This window comes from Pseudomonas sp. Z1-29 (assembly GCF_051131995.1).
Taxonomy (GTDB): Bacteria; Pseudomonadota; Gammaproteobacteria; order Pseudomonadales; family Pseudomonadaceae; genus Aquipseudomonas.
The window spans coordinates 3620520-3639396 of record NZ_CP071645.1; the positions used below are offsets into that span (position 1 = coordinate 3620520).

The 18877-nt window shown below is 61.6% G+C and carries 16 protein-coding genes and 2 pseudogenes; 10 read left to right on the forward strand and 8 right to left on the reverse strand.

What is annotated here, in order from left to right; genetic code table 11:
* Nucleotides 1-28 precede the first annotated feature (28 nt).
* The 4 genes from uvrC to J3P84_RS16265 form a co-directional block, all read right to left on the reverse strand.
* A complete protein-coding gene (gene uvrC, locus J3P84_RS16250; RefSeq protein ID WP_305495279.1) occupies nucleotides 29-1852 on the reverse strand; it encodes an excinuclease ABC subunit UvrC in 1824 nt (607 codons plus the stop codon).
* A gap of 2 nt (nucleotides 1853-1854) precedes the next feature.
* The gene (gene gacA / locus J3P84_RS16255) at nucleotides 1855-2496 is read right to left on the reverse strand and encodes a response regulator transcription factor GacA (protein ID WP_003200277.1); all 642 of its coding nucleotides are present in this window, start codon (nucleotides 2494-2496) and stop codon (nucleotides 1855-1857) included.
* 127 nt (nucleotides 2497-2623) lie between these two features.
* Nucleotides 2624-3058 (reverse strand): GNAT family N-acetyltransferase, encoded by a 435-nt coding sequence (locus J3P84_RS16260; RefSeq protein ID WP_434624399.1) that lies wholly within the window; start codon nucleotides 3056-3058, stop codon nucleotides 2624-2626.
* 11 nt (nucleotides 3059-3069) lie between these two features.
* Complete coding sequence (locus tag J3P84_RS16265) at nucleotides 3070-3816, reverse strand: carbon-nitrogen hydrolase family protein (protein ID WP_434624401.1); 747 nt, start codon at nucleotides 3814-3816, stop codon at nucleotides 3070-3072.
* A gap of 155 nt (nucleotides 3817-3971) precedes the next feature.
* Between J3P84_RS16265 and J3P84_RS16270 the strand changes: the two genes are divergently transcribed.
* Nucleotides 3972-4100, forward strand: coding sequence for a hypothetical protein (locus J3P84_RS16270; protein ID WP_434624403.1), 129 nt, complete (start codon nucleotides 3972-3974; stop codon nucleotides 4098-4100).
* 332 nt (nucleotides 4101-4432) lie between these two features.
* Nucleotides 4433-5503 carry a 3-deoxy-7-phosphoheptulonate synthase gene (locus J3P84_RS16275; RefSeq protein ID WP_434624406.1) on the forward strand — a complete coding sequence of 357 codons (1071 nt, stop codon included), beginning with the start codon at nucleotides 4433-4435 and terminating at the stop codon, nucleotides 5501-5503.
* A gap of 37 nt (nucleotides 5504-5540) precedes the next feature.
* On the opposite strand, the gene J3P84_RS16280 is transcribed toward J3P84_RS16275, so the two are convergent.
* Nucleotides 5541-6512 (reverse strand): hypothetical protein, encoded by a 972-nt coding sequence (locus tag J3P84_RS16280; protein ID WP_434624408.1) that lies wholly within the window; start codon nucleotides 6510-6512, stop codon nucleotides 5541-5543.
* A 413-nt stretch (nucleotides 6513-6925) separates the two neighbouring features.
* Here J3P84_RS16280 and J3P84_RS16285 point away from each other — a divergent pair, with 413 nt between their 5' ends.
* From J3P84_RS16285 to J3P84_RS16310, 6 genes are all read left to right on the forward strand, one after another.
* Entirely contained in the window at nucleotides 6926-7807 is an 882-nt protein-coding gene (locus J3P84_RS16285) for an esterase/lipase family protein (protein ID WP_434624410.1), read from the forward strand.
* 81 nt (nucleotides 7808-7888) lie between these two features.
* On the forward strand, nucleotides 7889-8170 hold the full coding sequence (locus J3P84_RS16290; protein ID WP_007912303.1) for a peptidylprolyl isomerase: 282 nt from the start codon (nucleotides 7889-7891) through the stop codon (nucleotides 8168-8170).
* A gap of 129 nt (nucleotides 8171-8299) precedes the next feature.
* Entirely contained in the window at nucleotides 8300-10168 is a 1869-nt protein-coding gene (locus J3P84_RS16295; protein WP_434631373.1) for an extracellular solute-binding protein, read from the forward strand.
* A complete protein-coding gene (locus J3P84_RS16300; RefSeq protein WP_434624413.1) occupies nucleotides 10168-11226 on the forward strand; it encodes a microcin C ABC transporter permease YejB in 1059 nt (352 codons plus the stop codon). The genes J3P84_RS16295 and J3P84_RS16300 overlap by 1 nt, the downstream gene beginning before the upstream one ends.
* Complete coding sequence (locus J3P84_RS16305) at nucleotides 11226-12248, forward strand: ABC transporter permease (protein WP_434624415.1); 1023 nt, start codon at nucleotides 11226-11228, stop codon at nucleotides 12246-12248. The genes J3P84_RS16300 and J3P84_RS16305 overlap by 1 nt, the downstream gene beginning before the upstream one ends.
* A gap of 14 nt (nucleotides 12249-12262) precedes the next feature.
* On the forward strand, nucleotides 12263-13837 hold the full coding sequence (locus J3P84_RS16310) for an ABC transporter ATP-binding protein (protein WP_434624417.1): 1575 nt from the start codon (nucleotides 12263-12265) through the stop codon (nucleotides 13835-13837).
* An 11-nt stretch (nucleotides 13838-13848) separates the two neighbouring features.
* Here the strand turns inward: J3P84_RS16310 and J3P84_RS16315 are convergent.
* The 3 genes and pseudogenes from J3P84_RS16315 to J3P84_RS16325 all read right to left on the reverse strand — a co-directional run.
* Nucleotides 13849-14220, reverse strand: a pseudogene (locus J3P84_RS16315) (methyl-accepting chemotaxis protein); the annotation flags it as partial.
* Nucleotides 14221-14451: 231 nt separating this feature from the next.
* Nucleotides 14452-15204: pseudogene (locus J3P84_RS16320) on the reverse strand (PAS domain-containing protein); the annotation flags it as partial.
* A 138-nt stretch (nucleotides 15205-15342) separates the two neighbouring features.
* Nucleotides 15343-15558, reverse strand: coding sequence for a TIGR02450 family Trp-rich protein (locus tag J3P84_RS16325; protein WP_434624419.1), 216 nt, complete (start codon nucleotides 15556-15558; stop codon nucleotides 15343-15345).
* Nucleotides 15559-15759: 201 nt separating this feature from the next.
* Here J3P84_RS16325 and J3P84_RS16330 point away from each other — a divergent pair, with 201 nt between their 5' ends.
* Together J3P84_RS16330 and J3P84_RS16335 are read left to right on the forward strand one after the other, a co-directional pair.
* On the forward strand, nucleotides 15760-17178 hold the full coding sequence (locus J3P84_RS16330; RefSeq protein WP_434624421.1) for a sigma-54 interaction domain-containing protein: 1419 nt from the start codon (nucleotides 15760-15762) through the stop codon (nucleotides 17176-17178).
* A gap of 303 nt (nucleotides 17179-17481) precedes the next feature.
* Entirely contained in the window at nucleotides 17482-18873 is a 1392-nt protein-coding gene (locus J3P84_RS16335; protein ID WP_305495295.1) for a GntP family permease, read from the forward strand.
* Nucleotides 18874-18877 lie beyond the last annotated feature (4 nt).

Sequence of the window (18877 nt, forward strand, 5' to 3'; positions counted from 1 at the left end):
ACAACTGGCTACGAGGTTGACGGGCATTCTACTCGCTATGCAGGTTCGCATAAATCGACTCTGCGAGCTTTTTACTGATACCGGGTGCTTTGGCTATCTCTTCGATGCTGGCACGAGACAGCTCCTGCAAGCCACCAAAATGTTTCAACAGGTCGCGCCGGCGCGTCGGCCCAACCCCCGCCACGCCTTCCAGCGTAGACGTACGGCGGGTCTTGCCACGCCGGGCGCGGTGGCCGGTGATCGCGAAGCGGTGGGCTTCGTCGCGGATCTGCTGGATCAGGTGCAGCGCCGGCGAGTCTCCCTTCAGGGTGAATTCGTGGGCCGCGTCGTTCAGGTAAAGGGTCTCGAAACCGGCCTTGCGCGTGGCGCCCTTGGCAACCCCCAGCAGAATCAGATCCGGGACCGACAACTCATTGAGCACGTCGCGGGCCATGGACAACTGGCCCTTGCCACCGTCCACCAGCAGGATGTCCGGCAACTTGCCCTCGCCGTCCTTCAGCTTGCCGAAGCGCCGCATCAGCGCCTGGTGCATCGCCGCATAATCATCGCCCGGGGTAACGCCCTCGATGTTATAGCGTCGGTAATCGGACTTGATTGGCCCTTCCGGACCGAACACCACGCAAGAGGCTACCGTCGCCTCGCCGCTGGAGTGACTGATGTCGTAGCATTCCAGTCGCTGCGGTGGTTCATCCAGGTTGAGGACATCGGCAAGGGCTTCGAACCGCGCCGCCACATGCTGGCGGTTGGCCAAGCGCGCGCCTAGCGCCTGTTCGGCGTTGGTCACGGCCAGTTGCTGCCAGCGCGCCCGAGTGCCGCGCACACGGTGACTGATGGTCAGTTCGCGACCGCGGAGCTTGTCGATGGCCTCGATCAGGGTCGGGAAGTCTTCATGCACCACGTTGACAATCAACTCGCTGGGCAAATCGCGCTCCGGGCTGCTGACGTAGTACTGGCCGAGAAAAGCCGCCATGACTTCGGCCACGTCTTCCTCGATACCCACCTGGGGGAAGAAATTCTTGCTGCCCAAAACGCGACCGCCGCGCACGCTGATCAGGTGGACGCAGGCGCCGCCGGGGTTGATGAACGCCGCAACGACATCGACATCGCCGCTGCCGCCTTCCATGCTCTGCTGGTCCTGCACCCGGCGCAGCAGCCCGATCTGGTCGCGCAGCTCCGCGGCGCGTTCGAATTCGAGGTTGATCGATGCCTCTTCCATCGCTGCTGACAACTCGTCGGTCAGCGCATTGCTGCGCCCCTCCAGGAACATCACCGAGTGACGTACGTCTTCAGCGTAGATCTCGGGCTCGACAAGCCCGACGCACGGGGCCTTGCAGCGCTTGATCTGGTATTGCAGGCACGGCCGGGTGCGGTTCTTGTAGTAGCTGTCCTCGCACTGGCGAACGAAGAAGGTTTTCTGTAGCAGGCTCAGGCTTTCACGAATGGCCCCAGCGCTGGGGTAAGGACCGAAATACCGCCCCTTGGCCTTCTTGGCCCCGCGATGAATGCTCAGGCGCGGAAACGCTCCGTCCGACAGGAACACGTACGGGTAGGACTTGTCGTCGCGCAGCAGGATGTTATAGGGCGGGCGCCATTCCTTGATCAGCGTCTGCTCAAGCAGCAGTGCTTCCGTTTCGTTGGCCGTGATGGTGGTTTCGATCTGCGCGATGCGCCCCACCAGGGCCGCAGTCTTCGGCGCGAGGCCGGTCTTGCGGAAATAACTGGCCAGGCGCTTCTTGAGATTCTTGGCCTTGCCGACATAAAGCAGGCGCGCGTCGCTGTCGAACATGCGGTACACGCCAGGGCGACCGCTGCAGGTGGACAGAAAAGCACTGGGATCAAACTGTTCGGTCATTTTCAGGCGCTGGCATCGACCATGCCGTGGCGCACCGCCAGCAGCGTCAACTCGACATCACTGCTGATCGAAAGCTTTTCGAAGATACGGTAACGGTAGGTATTGACGGTCTTGGGTGACAGGCAAAGCTTGTCGGAGATGATCTGGACCTTCTGGCAGCCGACGATCATCAGCGCGATCTGGATTTCCCGCTCGGACAACGCATCGAAGGGCGAGTCGTTGGTCGGCTGGAAAGACTTGATCGCCAGTTGCTGGGCGATCTGCGGGCTGATGTAGCGCTGGCCGGCAAACACCAGGCGAATGGCCTGGACCATCTCGTTCAAGCCGGCGCCCTTGGTCAGGTAACCCGCCGCGCCCGCTTGCAGCAGCCGCGTCGGAAACGGGTCTTCTTCACAGACGGTCACCGCGACAACCTTGATGTCCGGATGGCTGCGCAGCAGTTTACGCGTGGCTTCGAGGCCGCCGATGCCCGGCATCTTGACGTCCATCAGCACCACATCGGGTTTCAACTCCCGCGCCTTGATCAGGGATTCTTCCCCGGACTCGGCCTGGCCAACCACTTGCAGGCCATCGATGTCAGCCAGCATCCGTGTAATGCCCGTACGGACGAGATCATGGTCGTCGACCACTAACACCCTAATCAAGCAGACACCTCACGATTTGGTCTTGTATGGGTTGCCTCACACCTTAGCAAAAAGCATTCGGCAGACCTAGCGCAAAGGGGCAGATAAAAGTTACAACGCATCTTCATGAAATCCGACATCCGCAGCCTCAAGCGGCAACGTCCCGCTGCATTCTCAGGAAACATTCATCCTCGCCGACGACCCGCAGCCCCATGCGTTCGTAGAGCTGCCTGGCCGGATTATCCTTGAACACGGTCAGGCGCAACGCGGGGCGACGCTCCACCGCCACCATCCCCCAGACCTGTCCGATCGCCCAGGTTCCGGCCCCCTGCCCATGAAACGCCTTGTCAATCTGCAACTCCCGGATATACAGCGCACGGGCGTCGCGGCTGAGGCTGACGAAACCCAGCGCCTGGTCACCTCGATGGATAATCCAGTTCTGGCGAATCACCCAGGCCAGGTCAAACGCTTCGTCCTGCCACAGCAAATCATGACGCAGATAATAGGGAAGCATATTGCTGCACGTCAGTTGTCGGGCGAATTCGATATCATCGACTTCAGCCGAGCGCCATTCGAACATCATTTTAGACCTCGTCAAAGCGGCACCACCTGCCCTACCCAGCCGCTGCCCCGGGGACGAGCCATGACCAGAAGCTCGCCGACGCCTGGCGCAGCGGCAATCAGCGAACCATCGGCCGCCCAGATCGCGCTGCGACCGGCCGACTCCCACCCTCCGGTAGCGCCACCGTGATTGGCCATCAGGACCGTCATGGCGTGCTGTCGGGCGTAACCTTGCAGCAACGTCGTGTCCGCTACATAGCCTCCCTCGGTTATCAACACGCCGGCTGCATATAGCGTCGCGCCCTGCTCCGCGGCTGCCGCCGCATGGCTGGCCTGGGAAAAATCGGCGCACACCGCCAACGCCACGCGATCCGCGCCCATCGCCAGGATCGAACCGCCGTGACCGGGCGCGAAAGCGATTTCTTCTCCCGCGTGCAGATGCTGTTTGCTGTAGACCCCAAGGGAGCCATCCGCACCGAGCACCAATGCGCCGATCAGCACCGGGGCGTCGGTCGCGAGGCGAATCGGCATGCCGACCACCGCAGTCAGGCCGAGCTCCCGCGCCAGGTCGCGCAGCGGCTGCAACACAAAATCCTCCGGCAAGATAGCCAGTTCTGCGGCCAGCCCTCGCTCGTACCCGGTGAGCGACAGTTCTGGAAACACCAGCAACCCCACATTCCGATCGGCGGCGGACTCCATGAAGCGCTGATGATGGATAAGGTTGCCGGCAATGTCCCCCGGAATGGAAATCGATTGGGCGGCAGCAAAGGCTCGGCTCATGGTGCGTCCTTGATGGAGGGGACAAAGCGCTGAGTTTGTCACAAAGCCCGCCGGACTCAAGCGGCGTGGACGGCGTCATCAATCCGATAGGATTTTCTTATTGAACCGGCGCGCCTCGCTCTAGTAAGCTGCGGGTCATTCATCGGAGACAGACCATGTTCAACGCCCTTGCACAGCTTCACACCGCCAGCGCCCTGCGCTCGGTTGCGGCTGCCCGGGTGAACAGCGTCCAGACTCCGGTCAGCTTTTATTTTGGGTATTGGTTTAGCCACTGGCGCGCCTGATACCCAACCGGCGCCCCATTTCAAACGGGTCGCCTACCAGAGTTTTCCAAACCCCCGGTCGGCCTCCCGACCGGGGGTTTTGTTTTTCAGGCCCCACACAATTGCAGCACCAGACAACTTGAGGATCGAACCATGAACTACGCCACTTATTACCGTTACGACAGTTTTGCCGCCTGGCGATTTACCAGCCACCGCTCGGGACAGCCTGCCGCCTCCGATCGGTCACCTACCGGTGGCATGCCTTCATTGCCGGCCATCACGGCCAATTGTCGAACACCCCAATAGGGCCGGCGCGCGGGAACGAACCCGCTGCTCGCCCAGGAAGCCAGATCATGAATTCGTCCGTTTCTGCTTTGCCACTGTCCACCCTCACGCCTGCCAATGAAGCGCTGACCCTGCGTCTGCCAAGCGCTCTGCAGCTCAAACAGCAATTGCCGCTCGCCACTGCGCTGAGCCAACAGGTCGACACCCATCGCCAAGCGGTGCGTGCGATCCTCGACGGCGAGGACTCGCGCCTGCTGGTCATCGTTGGCCCCTGCTCGATCCACGATCCTGAGTCTGCGCTTGAATACGCCGCCAACCTGGCGCGCCTCGCCCGCGAAGTGAGCGACAGCATGCTGCTGGTCATGCGCGCCTATGTCGAAAAGCCGCGCACCACCGTCGGCTGGAAAGGCCTGGCCTACGACCCCGATCTGGACGGCAGTGACGACATGGCTGCCGGCTTGAACCTGTCCCGGGAACTGATGCGTGAGATGCTGCGACTCGGCCTGCCGATCGCCACTGAATTGCTGCAGCCCATGGCCGCTGGCTACTTCGACGACCTGCTCAGCTGGGTCGCCATCGGTGCCCGGACCACGGAATCGCAGATCCACCGGGAAATGGCCAGCGGCCTCGGCATGCCGGTCGGTTTCAAGAATGGCACGGACGGCGGGGTCGGCATCGCCTGCGACGCCATGCGCTCCGCCGCCCACCCTCACCGGCATTTCGGCGTCGACAGCCAGGGACACCCGGCGATCATCCAGACCCAGGGCAACCCCGACACTCACCTGGTGCTGCGCGGCGGCCATCGCGGGCCGAATTATGATCGCCAGAGCGTGGCGCAGATACACGACGACCTCACCCGCCTCAAAATCCCGGCCCGGATCATGGTCGATTGCAGCCATGCCAACAGCGGCAAGGACCCGTTGCGCCAGCCGCAGGTGTTCAATGACGTATTGGAACAGCGTCTGCTAGGAAACCGCGCCCTCATTGGCATGATGCTGGAAAGCCATCTGTTTGAGGGTTGCCAACCATTGGGGCCGACGATGCGCTACGGCGTGTCGGTGACCGATGGATGCCTTGGCTGGGAGGCCACCGAGCAACTGCTGCGCCAGGCCGATCACTCGTTGCGATTGCAGGCCTGACGCACCCGACAGGCCCTCCGTGAAGGGAGGGCCTCGCTCAACCAGGCGTCCGGGTACGCACCTCGATAGTGATCTCCACAGACCGCTGGCTGACATCGTCCAGTCGTTCCACCTGATAAAACAGTTGCACCGACCTGTTTCGCTGTTCATGCCAATAGGCGGCCGGCACCTCGAAGACAAGCGGTTGGCCAACCATCGCCTCGGTGATTTCCCGCTCCTGCACATGGGTATAGGTCCCGTTGCATTGCAGGCCGACCCATTCGCCCGCCGCCAGTCCGGTGCCATCGATGACCACCGTCACCGGGCCTTGCAGCGTTTCGATGTCGAGCCCTCCTTCGTCCAGTCCCGTTACCCGGGGCGCCTTCAGCGCAGGGCGCACCAAGGGGCCGATATGCACCGACAAAGACTCGGCCTGGCGTGCCGAGCGGCCATGCCTGACAACATAGCCCAGGCTCAACCGGTGGCCCGTATACGGGGCCAGGTGCGAATAATCGACCCAGAATGACACTTCACGCCCCAATACATGTTCCTCGATGTGCAGCACGTCATGCCAAAGCGCCTTGGAATCCTGGCTGACACTCAAGGCCAGCCGATCACCGACCGCCATCCTCGAATAAGGCCGGACGGTCACCCGCGTTCCTTCCGGCACCCGGGCGGGATCGAGGCTGCCACCCACCGCATCATTGGCAATCGGTGGCAACAGCAGCTCGGGCCTGTCGCCGACTTCAAGTTGCAGGGCTTGCGACCTCAGCACGCCGGGGATCCACTTTCCGGCTACCTGATAGGAGATCTCCAGCGAACCTCCGTCGAGCTCGGCGATATGCGGTTCACGAACAACAAAAACCACGTCCCGTCCGACCTGCCGCTCGGTGATAAACCTGCTGGTTTCATGCCGGTAGGGGTCGCCTTCGTTATTGAGCCCATGCCAACGCAGCCGCACTTCATCACCACTCGTCATCGTCGGATACGGCTTGATCGTGATCACGGCCTTGTTCCAGGCCGGATCCACAACGCCTCCCTTGGCCTTAGCCAGGGAAGGCGCTGGCAGTCTTGCGCAGCACGGGTCGCTACTGTCCTGCGGCGATGGGTAAGTCTTCATTTTCACGTTCCAGTCCTTTGGAAAAGGCGCCATGCACATCACGGCGCCGCTGAAGTCATTTGAACCTGCCCGAGGCAAATGCGCAGTCAGACAAATCGGCCATGATCGGTGGGCTGTTGCGCCGAGCGTTGTAGCTGCCAGCCGCGACGGCTATCGGAAGTATCCCGGACCTTCGGCATCGTCCGTCTATCAAGTGAATCTTCCTGCTTTTTCTATTCCAGTTTCCCTGGCTTACCGCGGCTTGGTCCTACACCGCTCGCTTGTCGCCTGCATTAGAGTGGTGCCGGCAAATCCAGGTGAACCTCTTCGAAAAAGGTACGAACATGCAACGGAATGCAAACACTCACTTTCCTATCCTGCTGGTCCATGGGTTGTTCGGGTTCGACAAGATCGGCGCCTTCGGGCTCTTTCAGAACGTCAAACAGGCTTTGCGCACCGCCGGCGCGCGGGTCTTCATCCCGTATCTGTCGGCTACCCATTGCAATGAAGCCCGTGGTGAACAACTGCTGACGCAGATCGACCGGGTCCTGGAAGGAACCGGCTCCACCCGGGTCAACCTGATCGGGCATGGCCAAGGTGCGCTGGCGGCACGTTATGCCGGGGCAACCGCCCCCGAACGAGTCGCCTCGGTCACCTCGGTCAGCGGCCCCAACCAGGGCTCGGAACTGGCCGACTTCCTGCGCAAGGCCCTGACCCCCGGGCGATTGCCGGAGCATGTGGCGAACCGGGTCGCAACACTCTTCGCCGACTTCATCTCGGCACTCAGCGGCCAGGCTCGGCTTCCACAGAACGCCATCGCGGCGCTGGCGGCACTGACGACTGAAGGCGTGGGCGCGTTCAACGACCGATACCCCCAGGGCCTGCCCCGAAACTGGGGCGGCAACGGGCCGCAGCTGGTCAACGGCGTTCGCTACTACTCCTGGAGCGGCACGCTGCAAGACGCCCCTGGCGAAGCCTGCGGTGCAGCAGGTCCGCTGCATGATTTCTGCCGGGCCTTTTCCGAATACTTCATTACCGAAGCCGGACAGAACGATGGCATCGTCGGGCGCTTCAGTTCCCACCTGGGCAAGGTCATTCGCTCCGATTACCCACTGGACCACTTGCACGCCATCAACCACGCGAACGCCGGCGGGCACCGCAAGGGAACCGACCCGCTAGCGCTCTATATAAGGCACGCCGAGCGTTTGCGAATCGTCGGACTCTGATCGACACGTCGCATTTTTGACAACAAAGCCCTACTGATTCCGGTAGGCTGGACGTTTTGAAAACACTGAAGGAGATTTCCCATGGCCAAAGCCACTGCCCGCCACATCCTGGTATCCAGCGAAGACAAGTGCAACGAACTCAAGGCCCAGATCGAAGGCGGCGCTGATTTTGCCGAAGTCGCCAAGGCAAACTCCACTTGCCCGTCCAGCCGTCAGGGCGGTGACCTGGGCTCGTTCGGTCCAGGCCAGATGGTCAAGGAGTTCGACACCGTGGTGTTCAGCGCCCCGATCAATGTGGTCCAGGGCCCGGTCAAGACCCAGTTTGGCTATCACCTGCTGGAAGTCACCAGCCGCCAGGACTGATCCCGGTTTATCGACATGACGGCCCGCCCTTTGGTGGGCCGTCATGTTTGCGTGATGCGAGGGGCTGGCGATGAGCGCGCCGCTCGCGTACAAATCATGGTCATCGATCACCCGGCTCTAAGGCTGACAATGCGACTGGCGTTTCCCTCCTGGCTACTCACTGCCGTGGTCCTGCTGACAGGCGCCGCAGGTGTGAGCGCCGCCCCCCAACATGCCCTGACTGTTTATGGCGAGCCGGCCAAATACGCCGAAGGCTTCGGCCACTTTGCCTATGCCAATCCCCAGGCCCCCAAGGGCGGCACGATGCGCCGCTCGGCCATCGAGATCGGTCATTTCGACCATATCCTGCCCTATATCGACAAAGGCATCGGTGTCAGCCAGGTCGACGGCATGCTCTATTCGCCGCTGGCCCAGCGTTCGCTGGACGAGCCCTACACCGTCTACGGCCTGGTGGCCGAGAAAATGGAGCGTGCCGAGGATGGTCTGTCGCTGCGCTTCTACCTGAACGCCAAAGCCCGCTTCGCCGACGGCAAGCCCATTACCGCCGAGGACGTGCGCTACAGCTTCGAGCTGCTGATGACCCAGGGCAGCCTGCGCTACCGCACCCAGTTCGCCGCAGTCAAAGGCGTCGTGGTGGAATCGCCTCGCAGCGTTCGTTTTGATTTCAAGAACAACGAAAACCGCACGCTACCATTGGATATTGCCACCCTGCCGGTGTTTCCCGAGCATTGGTGGAAAACCCGCGACTTCGCCAATGGCGGCGGCTACGAAGCCCCGCTGGGCAGTGGTCCGTACCGGGTGAGCAAAGTCGACTCGGGTCGCAGCATCACTTTCGAACGCAATGCAGACTGGTGGGGCAAGGATCTGCCGGTCAGTCGCGGCTTGTATAATTTCGACCATTTCAGCATTGAATATTTCGGCGATACCGATGTGGCCCGACAGGTCCTGCGTGGCGGCGCCTACGACTACAACCGCGAGTTTTCCGCGACCGGTTTTGCCATCGGCTACGACAGCCCGGCCCTGCGCGACGGTCGCCTGCAAAAGGCCCACCTCGCCACCGAAGCGCCGCAGCCGGCACAGGGCTTCGTGTTCAACCTGCAACGCCCGCAGTTCCAGGACCGCCGCGTACGCCAGGCGCTGGCCATGCTCTGGGATTTCGAATGGAGCAATCGCCAGATGATGCGCAATGCCTATGTGCGTCAGCAGAGTTTCTTTTCCAACACCGACCTCGCCGCCCGGCAACTCCCCGATGCGGCGGAACTGGCGATCCTCGAACCGTTGCGCGGCAAAGTCCCGGATGAGGTGTTCATGCAGGTATTCGAGGCGCCGAAAACCGACGGCAGCGGCGTGATCCGTGACAAACAGCTGCAAGCCCTGGCGCTGCTCGAACAGGCCGGCTGGAAGCCCCACGGCGACCGGTTGGTGAATGCCGAAGGCGAGCCCCTGAGCTTCACGTTCCTGAATACCCAGAACGGTATCGACCGTCTGTTGCTGCCCTACAAGCGGACCCTGGCCCAAATCGGCATCGACATGAGCATCCGGCGCATCGACTCGTCCCAGTACGTCAACCGCCTGATGAGTCGCGACTACGACATGATCATCACCGGTTACCCCGTGAGCACCTCGCCCGGCATGGAACTCTATAATTATTTCGGCTCGGCGGCCGCCAATGACCCGGGCGCAAACAACTACATGGCCCTGCAGAACCCAGCCGTGGATGCCCTCATCGACGGCCTGGTCAAGGCCACCACCCAGAGCGACATGCTCCGCCATGCCCACGCCCTGGACCGGGTACTGCAATGGAATTACTACTGGATCCCCAACTATTACCCACCCGGCAGCTCGACCGTGTGGTGGAATCGCTTCGGCATGCCGAAGGTCCAGGCCAGCAATGACGAAGCCATCGAAAGCTGGTGGGAAGTCAGCACCACGCCGTTGACCAACGAACAGATGACCGCCGAACGCATCAAGCGCAGCGCACCAGGAGGACATCACTGATGTGGGCTTATATTGCACGGCGCCTGCTGCTGATCATCCCGACGCTGATGATCATTCTGCTGGTGAACTTCGTGATCGTGCAGGCGGCACCGGGCGGGCCGGTCGAACAGGCCATCGCCCACCTGCAGGGTATCGGCGGCGCCAGCGTCGGCAGTTCGGGCAATGCCATGGCCGGCAGCTCGCGCGCCAGCCGTGGCCTGGACCCGCAACTGATCAAGGACATCGAGAAACAGTACGGTTTCGACAAGCCCGCCCACGAACGCCTGTGGCTGATGCTCACCAGCTATGCCCGCCTGGATTTCGGCAAGAGCTTTTTCCGCGGCGCCACGGTCACCGACCTGATCCTGGAAAAGATGCCGGTGACCATTTCCCTAGGGCTGTGGGCGACGCTGATCACTTACCTGGTGTCGATTCCGCTGGGCATTCGCAAGGCCGTGCACCACGGTTCGGCATTCGACGTGTGGAGCAGCACCGCGATTATCATCGGCTATGCGATGCCGGCGTTCCTGTTCGCCATGTTCCTGATTGTCATGTTCGCCGGCGGCACCTCCCTCAACTGGTTCCCCGTGCGCGGACTGGTGTCGGACAACTTCGAATCACTATCGACGCTGGGCAAGATCGCCGATTACTTCTGGCATTTGGTGCTGCCCGTCACGTCGCTGGTCATCGGCGGCTTTGCCACCCTGACGATCCTGACCAAAAATTCGTTTCTCAACGAAATCACCCGTCAATACGTGGTGACGGCCCGGGCCAAAGGCATGAGCGAACGGCGCGTGTTGTACGGCCACGTGTTTCGCAACGCGATGCTGCTGGTGGTCTCGGGCATTCCCCAGGCATTCATCAGCGTGTTCTTCGCCGGCTCGTTGCTGATCGAGGTCATTTTCTCCCTCGATGGCCTGGGGCGCATGAGTTATGAAGCCGCCGTGTCCCGAGACTATCCGGTGGTGTTCGGCTCGCTGTTCATCTTCACCCTGTTCGGCCTGCTGATAAAGCTCATCGGTGACCTCTGCTACACCCTGGTGGACCCGCGTATCGACTTCGCCGCGAGGAACGCCTGATGTTCAAGTTCTCGCCCTTGGGCCGGCGGCGTTTCGAGCGCTTCAAGAAAAACCGTCGTGGCTGGTGGTCGCTGTGGCTGTTCATCGGCCTGTTCGCCCTGACCCTGGGCGGTGAACTGATCGCCAACGACAAGCCATGGGTGGTGAGCTATCAGGGCTCGCTGTACTTCCCGGTTTTCAAGCGCTACACCGAGCAGGAATTTGGCGGTCAGTTGCCGTTCCAGGCCGACTATCGCAGCAACTATGTACAGAACCTGATTCACCAGGATGGCGGCTGGCTGCTCTTCCCGCCCATTCCTTTCAGCGACGACACGCCCAACTACGACCTCAACCAGCCGGCGCCAAGCCCGCCGTCGACGGTCAACTGGCTGGGCACCGATGATCAGGCCCGTGATGTGCTGGCGCGGGTGATCTTCGGCGCGCGGGTGTCGATCCTGTTCGCCCTGGCCTTGACCGCCATCAGTGCGCTGATCGGAATTACCGCCGGCGCCTTGCAGGGCTATTACGGCGGCTGGGTGGATCTGCTCGGGCAACGGTTGCTGGAAGTCTGGTCCGGGTTGCCGGTGCTCTATCTGCTGATCATCCTGTCCGGTTTCGTGGAACCGAATTTCTGGTGGCTGCTGGGGATCATGGCGCTGTTCTCCTGGCTGGCGCTGGTGGACGTGGTGCGCGCCGAGTTCTTGCGCGGGCGCAACCTGGAGTACGTGAAAGCGGCACGGGCCTTGGGCCTGACCGACCGCAAGGTGATCGTGCGACACATCCTGCCCAACGCCATGAACGCGACCTTGAGTTACCTGCCGTTCATCCTCACCGGCGCGATATCCACGCTGACGGCCCTGGACTTTCTCGGCTTCGGCATGCCGGCCGGCAGCGCGTCCCTGGGTGAGTTGATCGCCCAGGGCAAACAGAACCTGCAAGCGCCGTGGCTGGGATTGACGGCGTTCTTCACCCTGGCACTGATTCTGTCGCTGCTGGTGTTCATTGGCGAGGCGTTGCGCGACGCCTTTGATCCCCGGTCTTGAAGCGGAGCTTTTAGATGAGCGACAACCTGATCGAAATCCGCAACCTGAACGTGGCCTTCAACGACCAGCCGGTAGTGCGCGACCTGTGCCTGGATATCCGCCCTGGCGAATGCCTGGCCCTGGTGGGCGAATCCGGCTCAGGCAAGTCGGTGACGGCTCACTCGATTCTGCAATTGCTGACCGACAGCGGCGCACGCACCACCGGCAGCATTCGTTATCGAGACCAGGAACTGGTGGGCGCCGAGGCCAAGACCTTGCGCGAGTTGCGCGGCAATCGGATCGCAATGATTTTCCAGGAGCCGATGACGTCGCTGAATCCATTGCACAGCGTCGAAAAACAGATTGGCGAGACATTGATGCTGCACAGGGGACTGGGCGGCAAAGCGGCGCGCCAGCGGATCCTGGAACTGCTCGACCTGGTGGGTATCCAGAACCCGGCCGAACGGCTCAAGGCCTATCCCCACCAACTATCGGGCGGTCAGCGCCAGCGGGTCATGATCGCCATGGCCCTGGCCTGCGAACCGGAGTTGCTGATTGCCGACGAGCCAACCACCGCCCTGGACGTGACGGTGCAACGCAAGATCCTCCTGCTGCTCAAGTCATTGCAGCAGCGGCTCGGCATGTCCCTGCTGCTGATCAGCCATGACCTCAACCTGGTGCGCAGCATCGCCCAGCGGGTGTGCGTGATGAAGGCGGGAGAAATCGTCGAGCAGGCGCCTTGCGAAACGTTGTTCAGCGCACCGCAACACCCCTACAGCTGCGAACTGCTGCACGCCGAGCCGGAAGGCGAAGCCCTGCCCCGGGACGAGCGCGAAGACGTGTTGCAGGTTGAGGATTTGCGGGTCAGCTTCCCCATCGGTGGCGGGCTGTTGCGGCGCAAGCAATACCTGCGCGCCGTGGATGGCATCAGCCTGAGCATCCAGCGCGGCAAGACCCTGGGCATTGTTGGCGAATCCGGTTCCGGCAAGTCCACGCTCGGCCAGGCGATCCTGCGGTTGATCGAATCCGAAGGCAGCATCCGTTTTAGCGGCGCAGCCCTTGATCAGCTGTCGCAGAAAGAACTGCGGCCCTGGCGCAAGCAGATGCAGATCGTCTTCCAGGACCCGTTTGGCAGCCTCAGCCCGCGAATGTCGGTGCAGCAGATCATCAGCGAAGGCCTGGAGGTCCACAGCAGGTCCAGCGCCGAGCAATGCGAAGCCCAGGTGATCCAGGCGCTCAAGGAAGTCAGCCTCGACCCGCAGAGCCGGCATCGTTACCCGCACGAGTTTTCCGGCGGCCAGCGCCAGCGCATCGCCATCGCCCGGGCGCTGGTGCTCAAGCCCGCGCTGATCCTGCTGGACGAACCAACTTCGGCGCTGGATCGCACGGTGCAGAAACAAGTGGTCGCCCTGCTCCGCCAGCTCCAGGAAAAACACGGCCTGACCTACCTGTTCATCAGCCACGACCTGGCGGTCGTGCGAGCCCTGGCCCATGACATGATCGTGATCAAGGACGGCAAGGTCGTCGAGCAAGGCGCCAGCCACGACGTATTCGACTCGCCCCGACACCCTTATACCCGGGAGCTGCTGGCGGCGGCCCATCCGGGATAAGCCTGGCCCGGTCAGGCTTCGCGGCGCTGGTCCAGGGTCTGGGCGAATTCGCCCATGACTTCCACAACCTGCTTCGCGCCCCGGTGGATGTCGAGGATGACGGTGCCGGCCTGGTTCGCCAGCTTCACGCCTTGCTCGGCCTTGGCGGTACTCGATTGCATGCTGCCCACCGCCTGCCTGGCCAGGTCGCGGTTCTTGCCGACCACTTCGGTAATGGCAACGGTCGCCTGGCTGGTACGCCGGGCCAGATTGCGCACTTCATCGGCAACCACCGCGAAGCCGCGACCCTGCTCACCGGCACGAGCGGCCTCGATGGCCGCATTGAGCGCAAGCAGGTTGGTCTGTTCCGCGATTCCCCGGATGGCATCGACAATGTTGCCGATCTCTTCGGACTGCGCGCTGAGGGCGCTGATCCCGGTAGCGACCTGTTGCAGTTCATCGGCGATACTTTGCACTACGGTCACGGTCTGCTGCACGACGGCGGTGCCCAATTGGGTGTGCTCATCCGTCTGCCGGGACGTCTCGAAGGCCAACTGTGCCGCCTTTGATTCGGTCTGGCGTTGCTCGACTTCACGCGTGCTGTCGGTGGCAAACTTGACCACCCCGTACAAATGGCCTTGGGCATCGTAGAGCGGGTTATAGGTGGCCTGCAGCCAGACGGTGTTGCCGTGCCTGTCGACGCGCTGGAAAAGCCCGCTCTTGTATTCGCCACGGTTCAGTCCAGCCCAGAAATCGCGATAGGCTTCGCCTTGAACTTCGCCAGGCTCGCAGAAAATCCGATGGTGCTGGCCGCGAACCTCCTCCAGGCCATAACCCATGACCTTCTGGAAGTTGACGTTGGCATTGATGACATGACCGCCCAGATCGAACTCGATCACCGCCATGGAGCGATCGATCGCCTGCATGAAACTCGACTCGGCCTGAGCCCGTAGCACGCGGTCGTTGATGTCGCGGCTGACCTGGATGATGCGTTCGACCCTGGCGCGCTGATCACGCACAGGAATGTAGCTGGCCTGCACCCACGACCCAAGGCCATCGCGTGCCAGATGAAGGTACTGCTGTTCGCTACCCTCACCCTGGGCCAGTTGCTGCCATAACACCGCATATTCGCGGCTGCCGGCGTACTCAGGCGCGCAGAACATCCGGTGATGCTTGCCGAGGATGTCATCCAGCACGTAGCCGGTCATGTTCAGAAACAGCGCGTTGGCGCCAAGTATTTCGCCTGAAGGCGCGAACTCGACGATCGCCATCGATTGGTGAAAAGCCGCCCGCTCGGCTTCGAGAGAGGCCAGTGCGCCCTGGGTCTCGTGCAAGACGTCCTGATGTTTGCGAGTGCGAATGAACATGGGTGCCGCTCCCGGTGACATGAGTGCTTGGCCGTAGCCGTCTGAAAGGCGGAATGCCTTTTCTGAAGAGGCACCATTAAGCCATCATCGTCGCAAAAGTTGTACATAATTTTTTATATGTACAATTTCTGAAGGAAAATTCGCTTACCTGTCCAAGACTCAATGCCAACCGATTTTCCACCGTTCGCTGTCGGTCAGATCACCCCAGTCCAGCACGGCCACCCGTCCGCTATACACCGCCTGCAACTCGACCTGAACGGGGCAATCCTGTTCGTCGCAGAGCAATTGGGTGACGAGAAAATGCTTTTCCCGGTTGACGGGCTGGCAGGCGGTCCACTTGGAAAGCTTGAGTTTGCGAGGGTTGAATTTATTCATGGATCCTCCAGTACAGTCGCGAACAGGCCTAAAAACATGTACAGAGTATTTCATACGTACAGCTTTTCTTGTGGCAATTCTGGCGGTAAAAACAGCCCTCTCCACCGGCTTGGCCCCACTACAGAACGCCGAGTTTGATCAGGCATAATGCCGCGACTCATCCGAGGGTGCCGGCAAGCCCACCTCTTTTTGGAATGCCTGATGAATCCCACCGAAAGTCTCAAGGACTACAAGCGCGTACGCACGCTGGCGATCCGCTCGCTGTTCGAGATCATCGAGCAGTCCAGCGAAGGCACGGTCATTGTCGATCGCGATGCGAATATCGTCTGGATGAACGAGCGCTACGCCCGTCGTTTCGGCCTGAATTCGGCGCAGGAAGCCATCGGCCGCGCCTGCGAAAGCGTCATCCCCGGCAGCTTGCTGCGTGAGGTGGTGCGCACCGGACGGCCGATCCTGCTGGACATGCAGGACACGCCCAAGGAACCGCTGGTGGTGATGCGCCTGCCGATCCACGACAACGCCGGCGCGGTGATCGGCGCCATCGGTTTTGCCCTGTTCGATGAGTTGCGCAGCCTGTCGCCGATGCTCAAGCGCTATCTGAGCATGCAGGAAGAACTGGCCTCCACCCGCTCGTTGCTGCGGGCGCGGCAGACCAAGTACAACTTTGCCCACTTCATCGGCACCAGCAGCGCCGGCCTGGAGGTCAAGCGCCGCGCCCGACGCAGCGCCAGCACCGATTCACCGGTGCTGCTGCTCGGCGAAACCGGTACCGGCAAGGAGTTGCTGGCCCAAGCGATCCATAGTGCTTCACCGCGGGCGCACAAGGCCTTTGTCAGCATCAACAGCGCTGCCATCCCCGAATCGCTGCTCGAAGCCGAGTTCTTCGGCACCGCGCCAGGCGCTTTCACCGGCGCCGACCGCAAGGGCCGCGCCGGCAAACTGCAGATCGCCCAAGGCGGCACGCTGTTCCTCGACGAGATCGGCGACATGCCGCTACCGCTGCAAAGCAAACTGCTGCGGGTGCTTCAGGAGAAAGAATACGAACCGGTCGGCTCCAACGAGGTGTTGCAGAGCGATGTGCGGATCATTGCCGCGACCTCCACCGATCTTGAAGCGGCAATCAAGCGCGGCGAGTTCCGCGCCGACCTCTATTACCGTCTCAACGTGCTGCCGATCCAGGTCCCGCCGCTGCGTGAGCGCCTGGATGATCTGCCGGCACTGAGTGAGGCGATCCTCGAAGAACTGCGCAGCCAGCACGAACTGCACCGCGACGCCCTCGATCTGCTGGGCCAACATGCCTGGCCGGGCAACATTCGGGAGTTGCGCAACGTGCTGGAACGAGCCGCGTTGCTCAGCGACGACCTGATGCTCAGCGCTGCTGACATCCGCGCGGCCATCGGCACTTTCATCCCGGTTGAGCGCACGACAGGCCCGACCCTGGAGCCGTTATTGGCGCAGGAAACCTTCAGCCAGGCCCGGGCTCGATTTGACCGGCACTTGATCGAAACTACCCTCGCGAAATGCGATGGCAAGGTAGTCGAGGCGGCCGAGCGGTTGGGGCTGGGAAGATCGACGTTGTACAAGAAGATGGTGGCGCTGGGGATTGCGGAGTCTCAATAAAGAGACTGAGATCTCTTTTTTTAGACTGGCGATCTTGGAGCGCTTCGGGCTCTTCGCGAGCAGGCTCGCTCCCACCGGTACAGCGTTCTGTCAGTCCATCACTGTCTCATGTGGGAGCGAGCCTGCTCGCGAAGAGGCCGGCCCCTCCAACAAAAATCTCAAAACAGAGAATAATCCTTCTCCCTCGCCTATCAGTAACAAAAATTATCCTTATCTATCAGCGACTTAGCTATCTGGCACAGATATCGCTATAGCCCTCCTCAGAGCATCACCCACAAAAATAACAATCCCAGGAGACACACCATGAGTGTGATCATTGCCTTGGCAGCCCTCACGCTGTTGATGGTTGCCGCCTACCGTGGCTACAGCGTCATTCTCTTTGCCCCGATCGCCGCCCTCGGCGCGGTCCTGCTTACCGATCCATCCGCCGTCGCCCCTGCATTCACCGGGGTGTTCATGGACAAGATGGTCGGTTTCATCAAACTCTATTTCCCGGTGTTCCTGCTTGGCGCGGTGTTTGGCAAGCTGATCGAGTTGTCGGGTTTCTCCCGCTCCATCGTCGCCGCGGCGATTCGCCTGCTGGGCACGCGCCAGGCCATGCTGGTGATCGTGCTGGTCTGCGCGTTGCTGACGTATGGCGGCGTGTCGCTGTTCGTCGTGGTGTTCGCGGTGTACCCGTTCGCCGCGGAGATGTTCCGCCAGAGCAATATCCCCAAGCGGCTGATTCCGGCCACCATCGCCCTCGGCGCATTCTCGTTCACCATGGACGCCCTGCCCGGCACGCCGCAGATCCAGAACATCATCCCCAGCACCTTTTTCAACACCACCGCCTGGGCGGCGCCGTGGCTGGGCGTGATCGGTACGATCTTCGTCTTCTGCTTCGGCATGCTGTTTTTGCAGCGCCAGCGCAACAAGGCCCAACGCGCCGGTGAAGGTTATGGCACCGAACTGCGCAACGAGCCGGAAACCGCTGAGGATATCAAGCTGCCCAACCCGTGGATCGCCGTTTCGCCGCTGCTGGCGGTGGGGATCATGAACCTGCTGTTTACCCAGTGGATCCCGCAGTGGTACGGCAAGACGCATAGCCTGGCGCTGCCGGGCATGGCGACACCGGTGACCAGCGACATCGCCAAGCTCACCGCGATCTGGGCGGTACAGGCCGCTTTGCTGGTGGGTATTGTCATGGTGCTGCTGTTCGGCTTCCGCGCGATTCGCAGCAAACTGGCCGAAGGTAGCAAGAGCGCAGTGGGCGGTGCCCTGCTCGCGGCGATGAACACCGCTTCGGAATACGGTTTCGGTGCGGTGATCGCCTCATTGCCGGGCTTTCTCGTGCTGGCCGACTGGCTCAAGAACATTCCCGATCCGCTGGTCAACGAAGCAGTCACCGTAACGCTGCTGGCCGGCATCACCGGATCCGCGTCGGGGGGCATGAGCATCGCCCTGGCGGCGATGTCCGAAACCTTCATCAGCGCCGCCCACGCCGCCAACATTCCCCTGGAAGTGCTGCACCGGGTGGCCGCCATGGCCAGCGGCGGCATGGACACCCTGCCCCACAACGGCGCGGTGATCACCTTGCTGGCCGTCACCGGCCTGACCCACCGTGAAGCCTACAAAGACATTTTCTGCATTACGCTGATCAAGACCCTCGCGGTGTTCTTCGTGATCGGTGTGTTCTACGCCACTGGCATTGTGTGAGGTT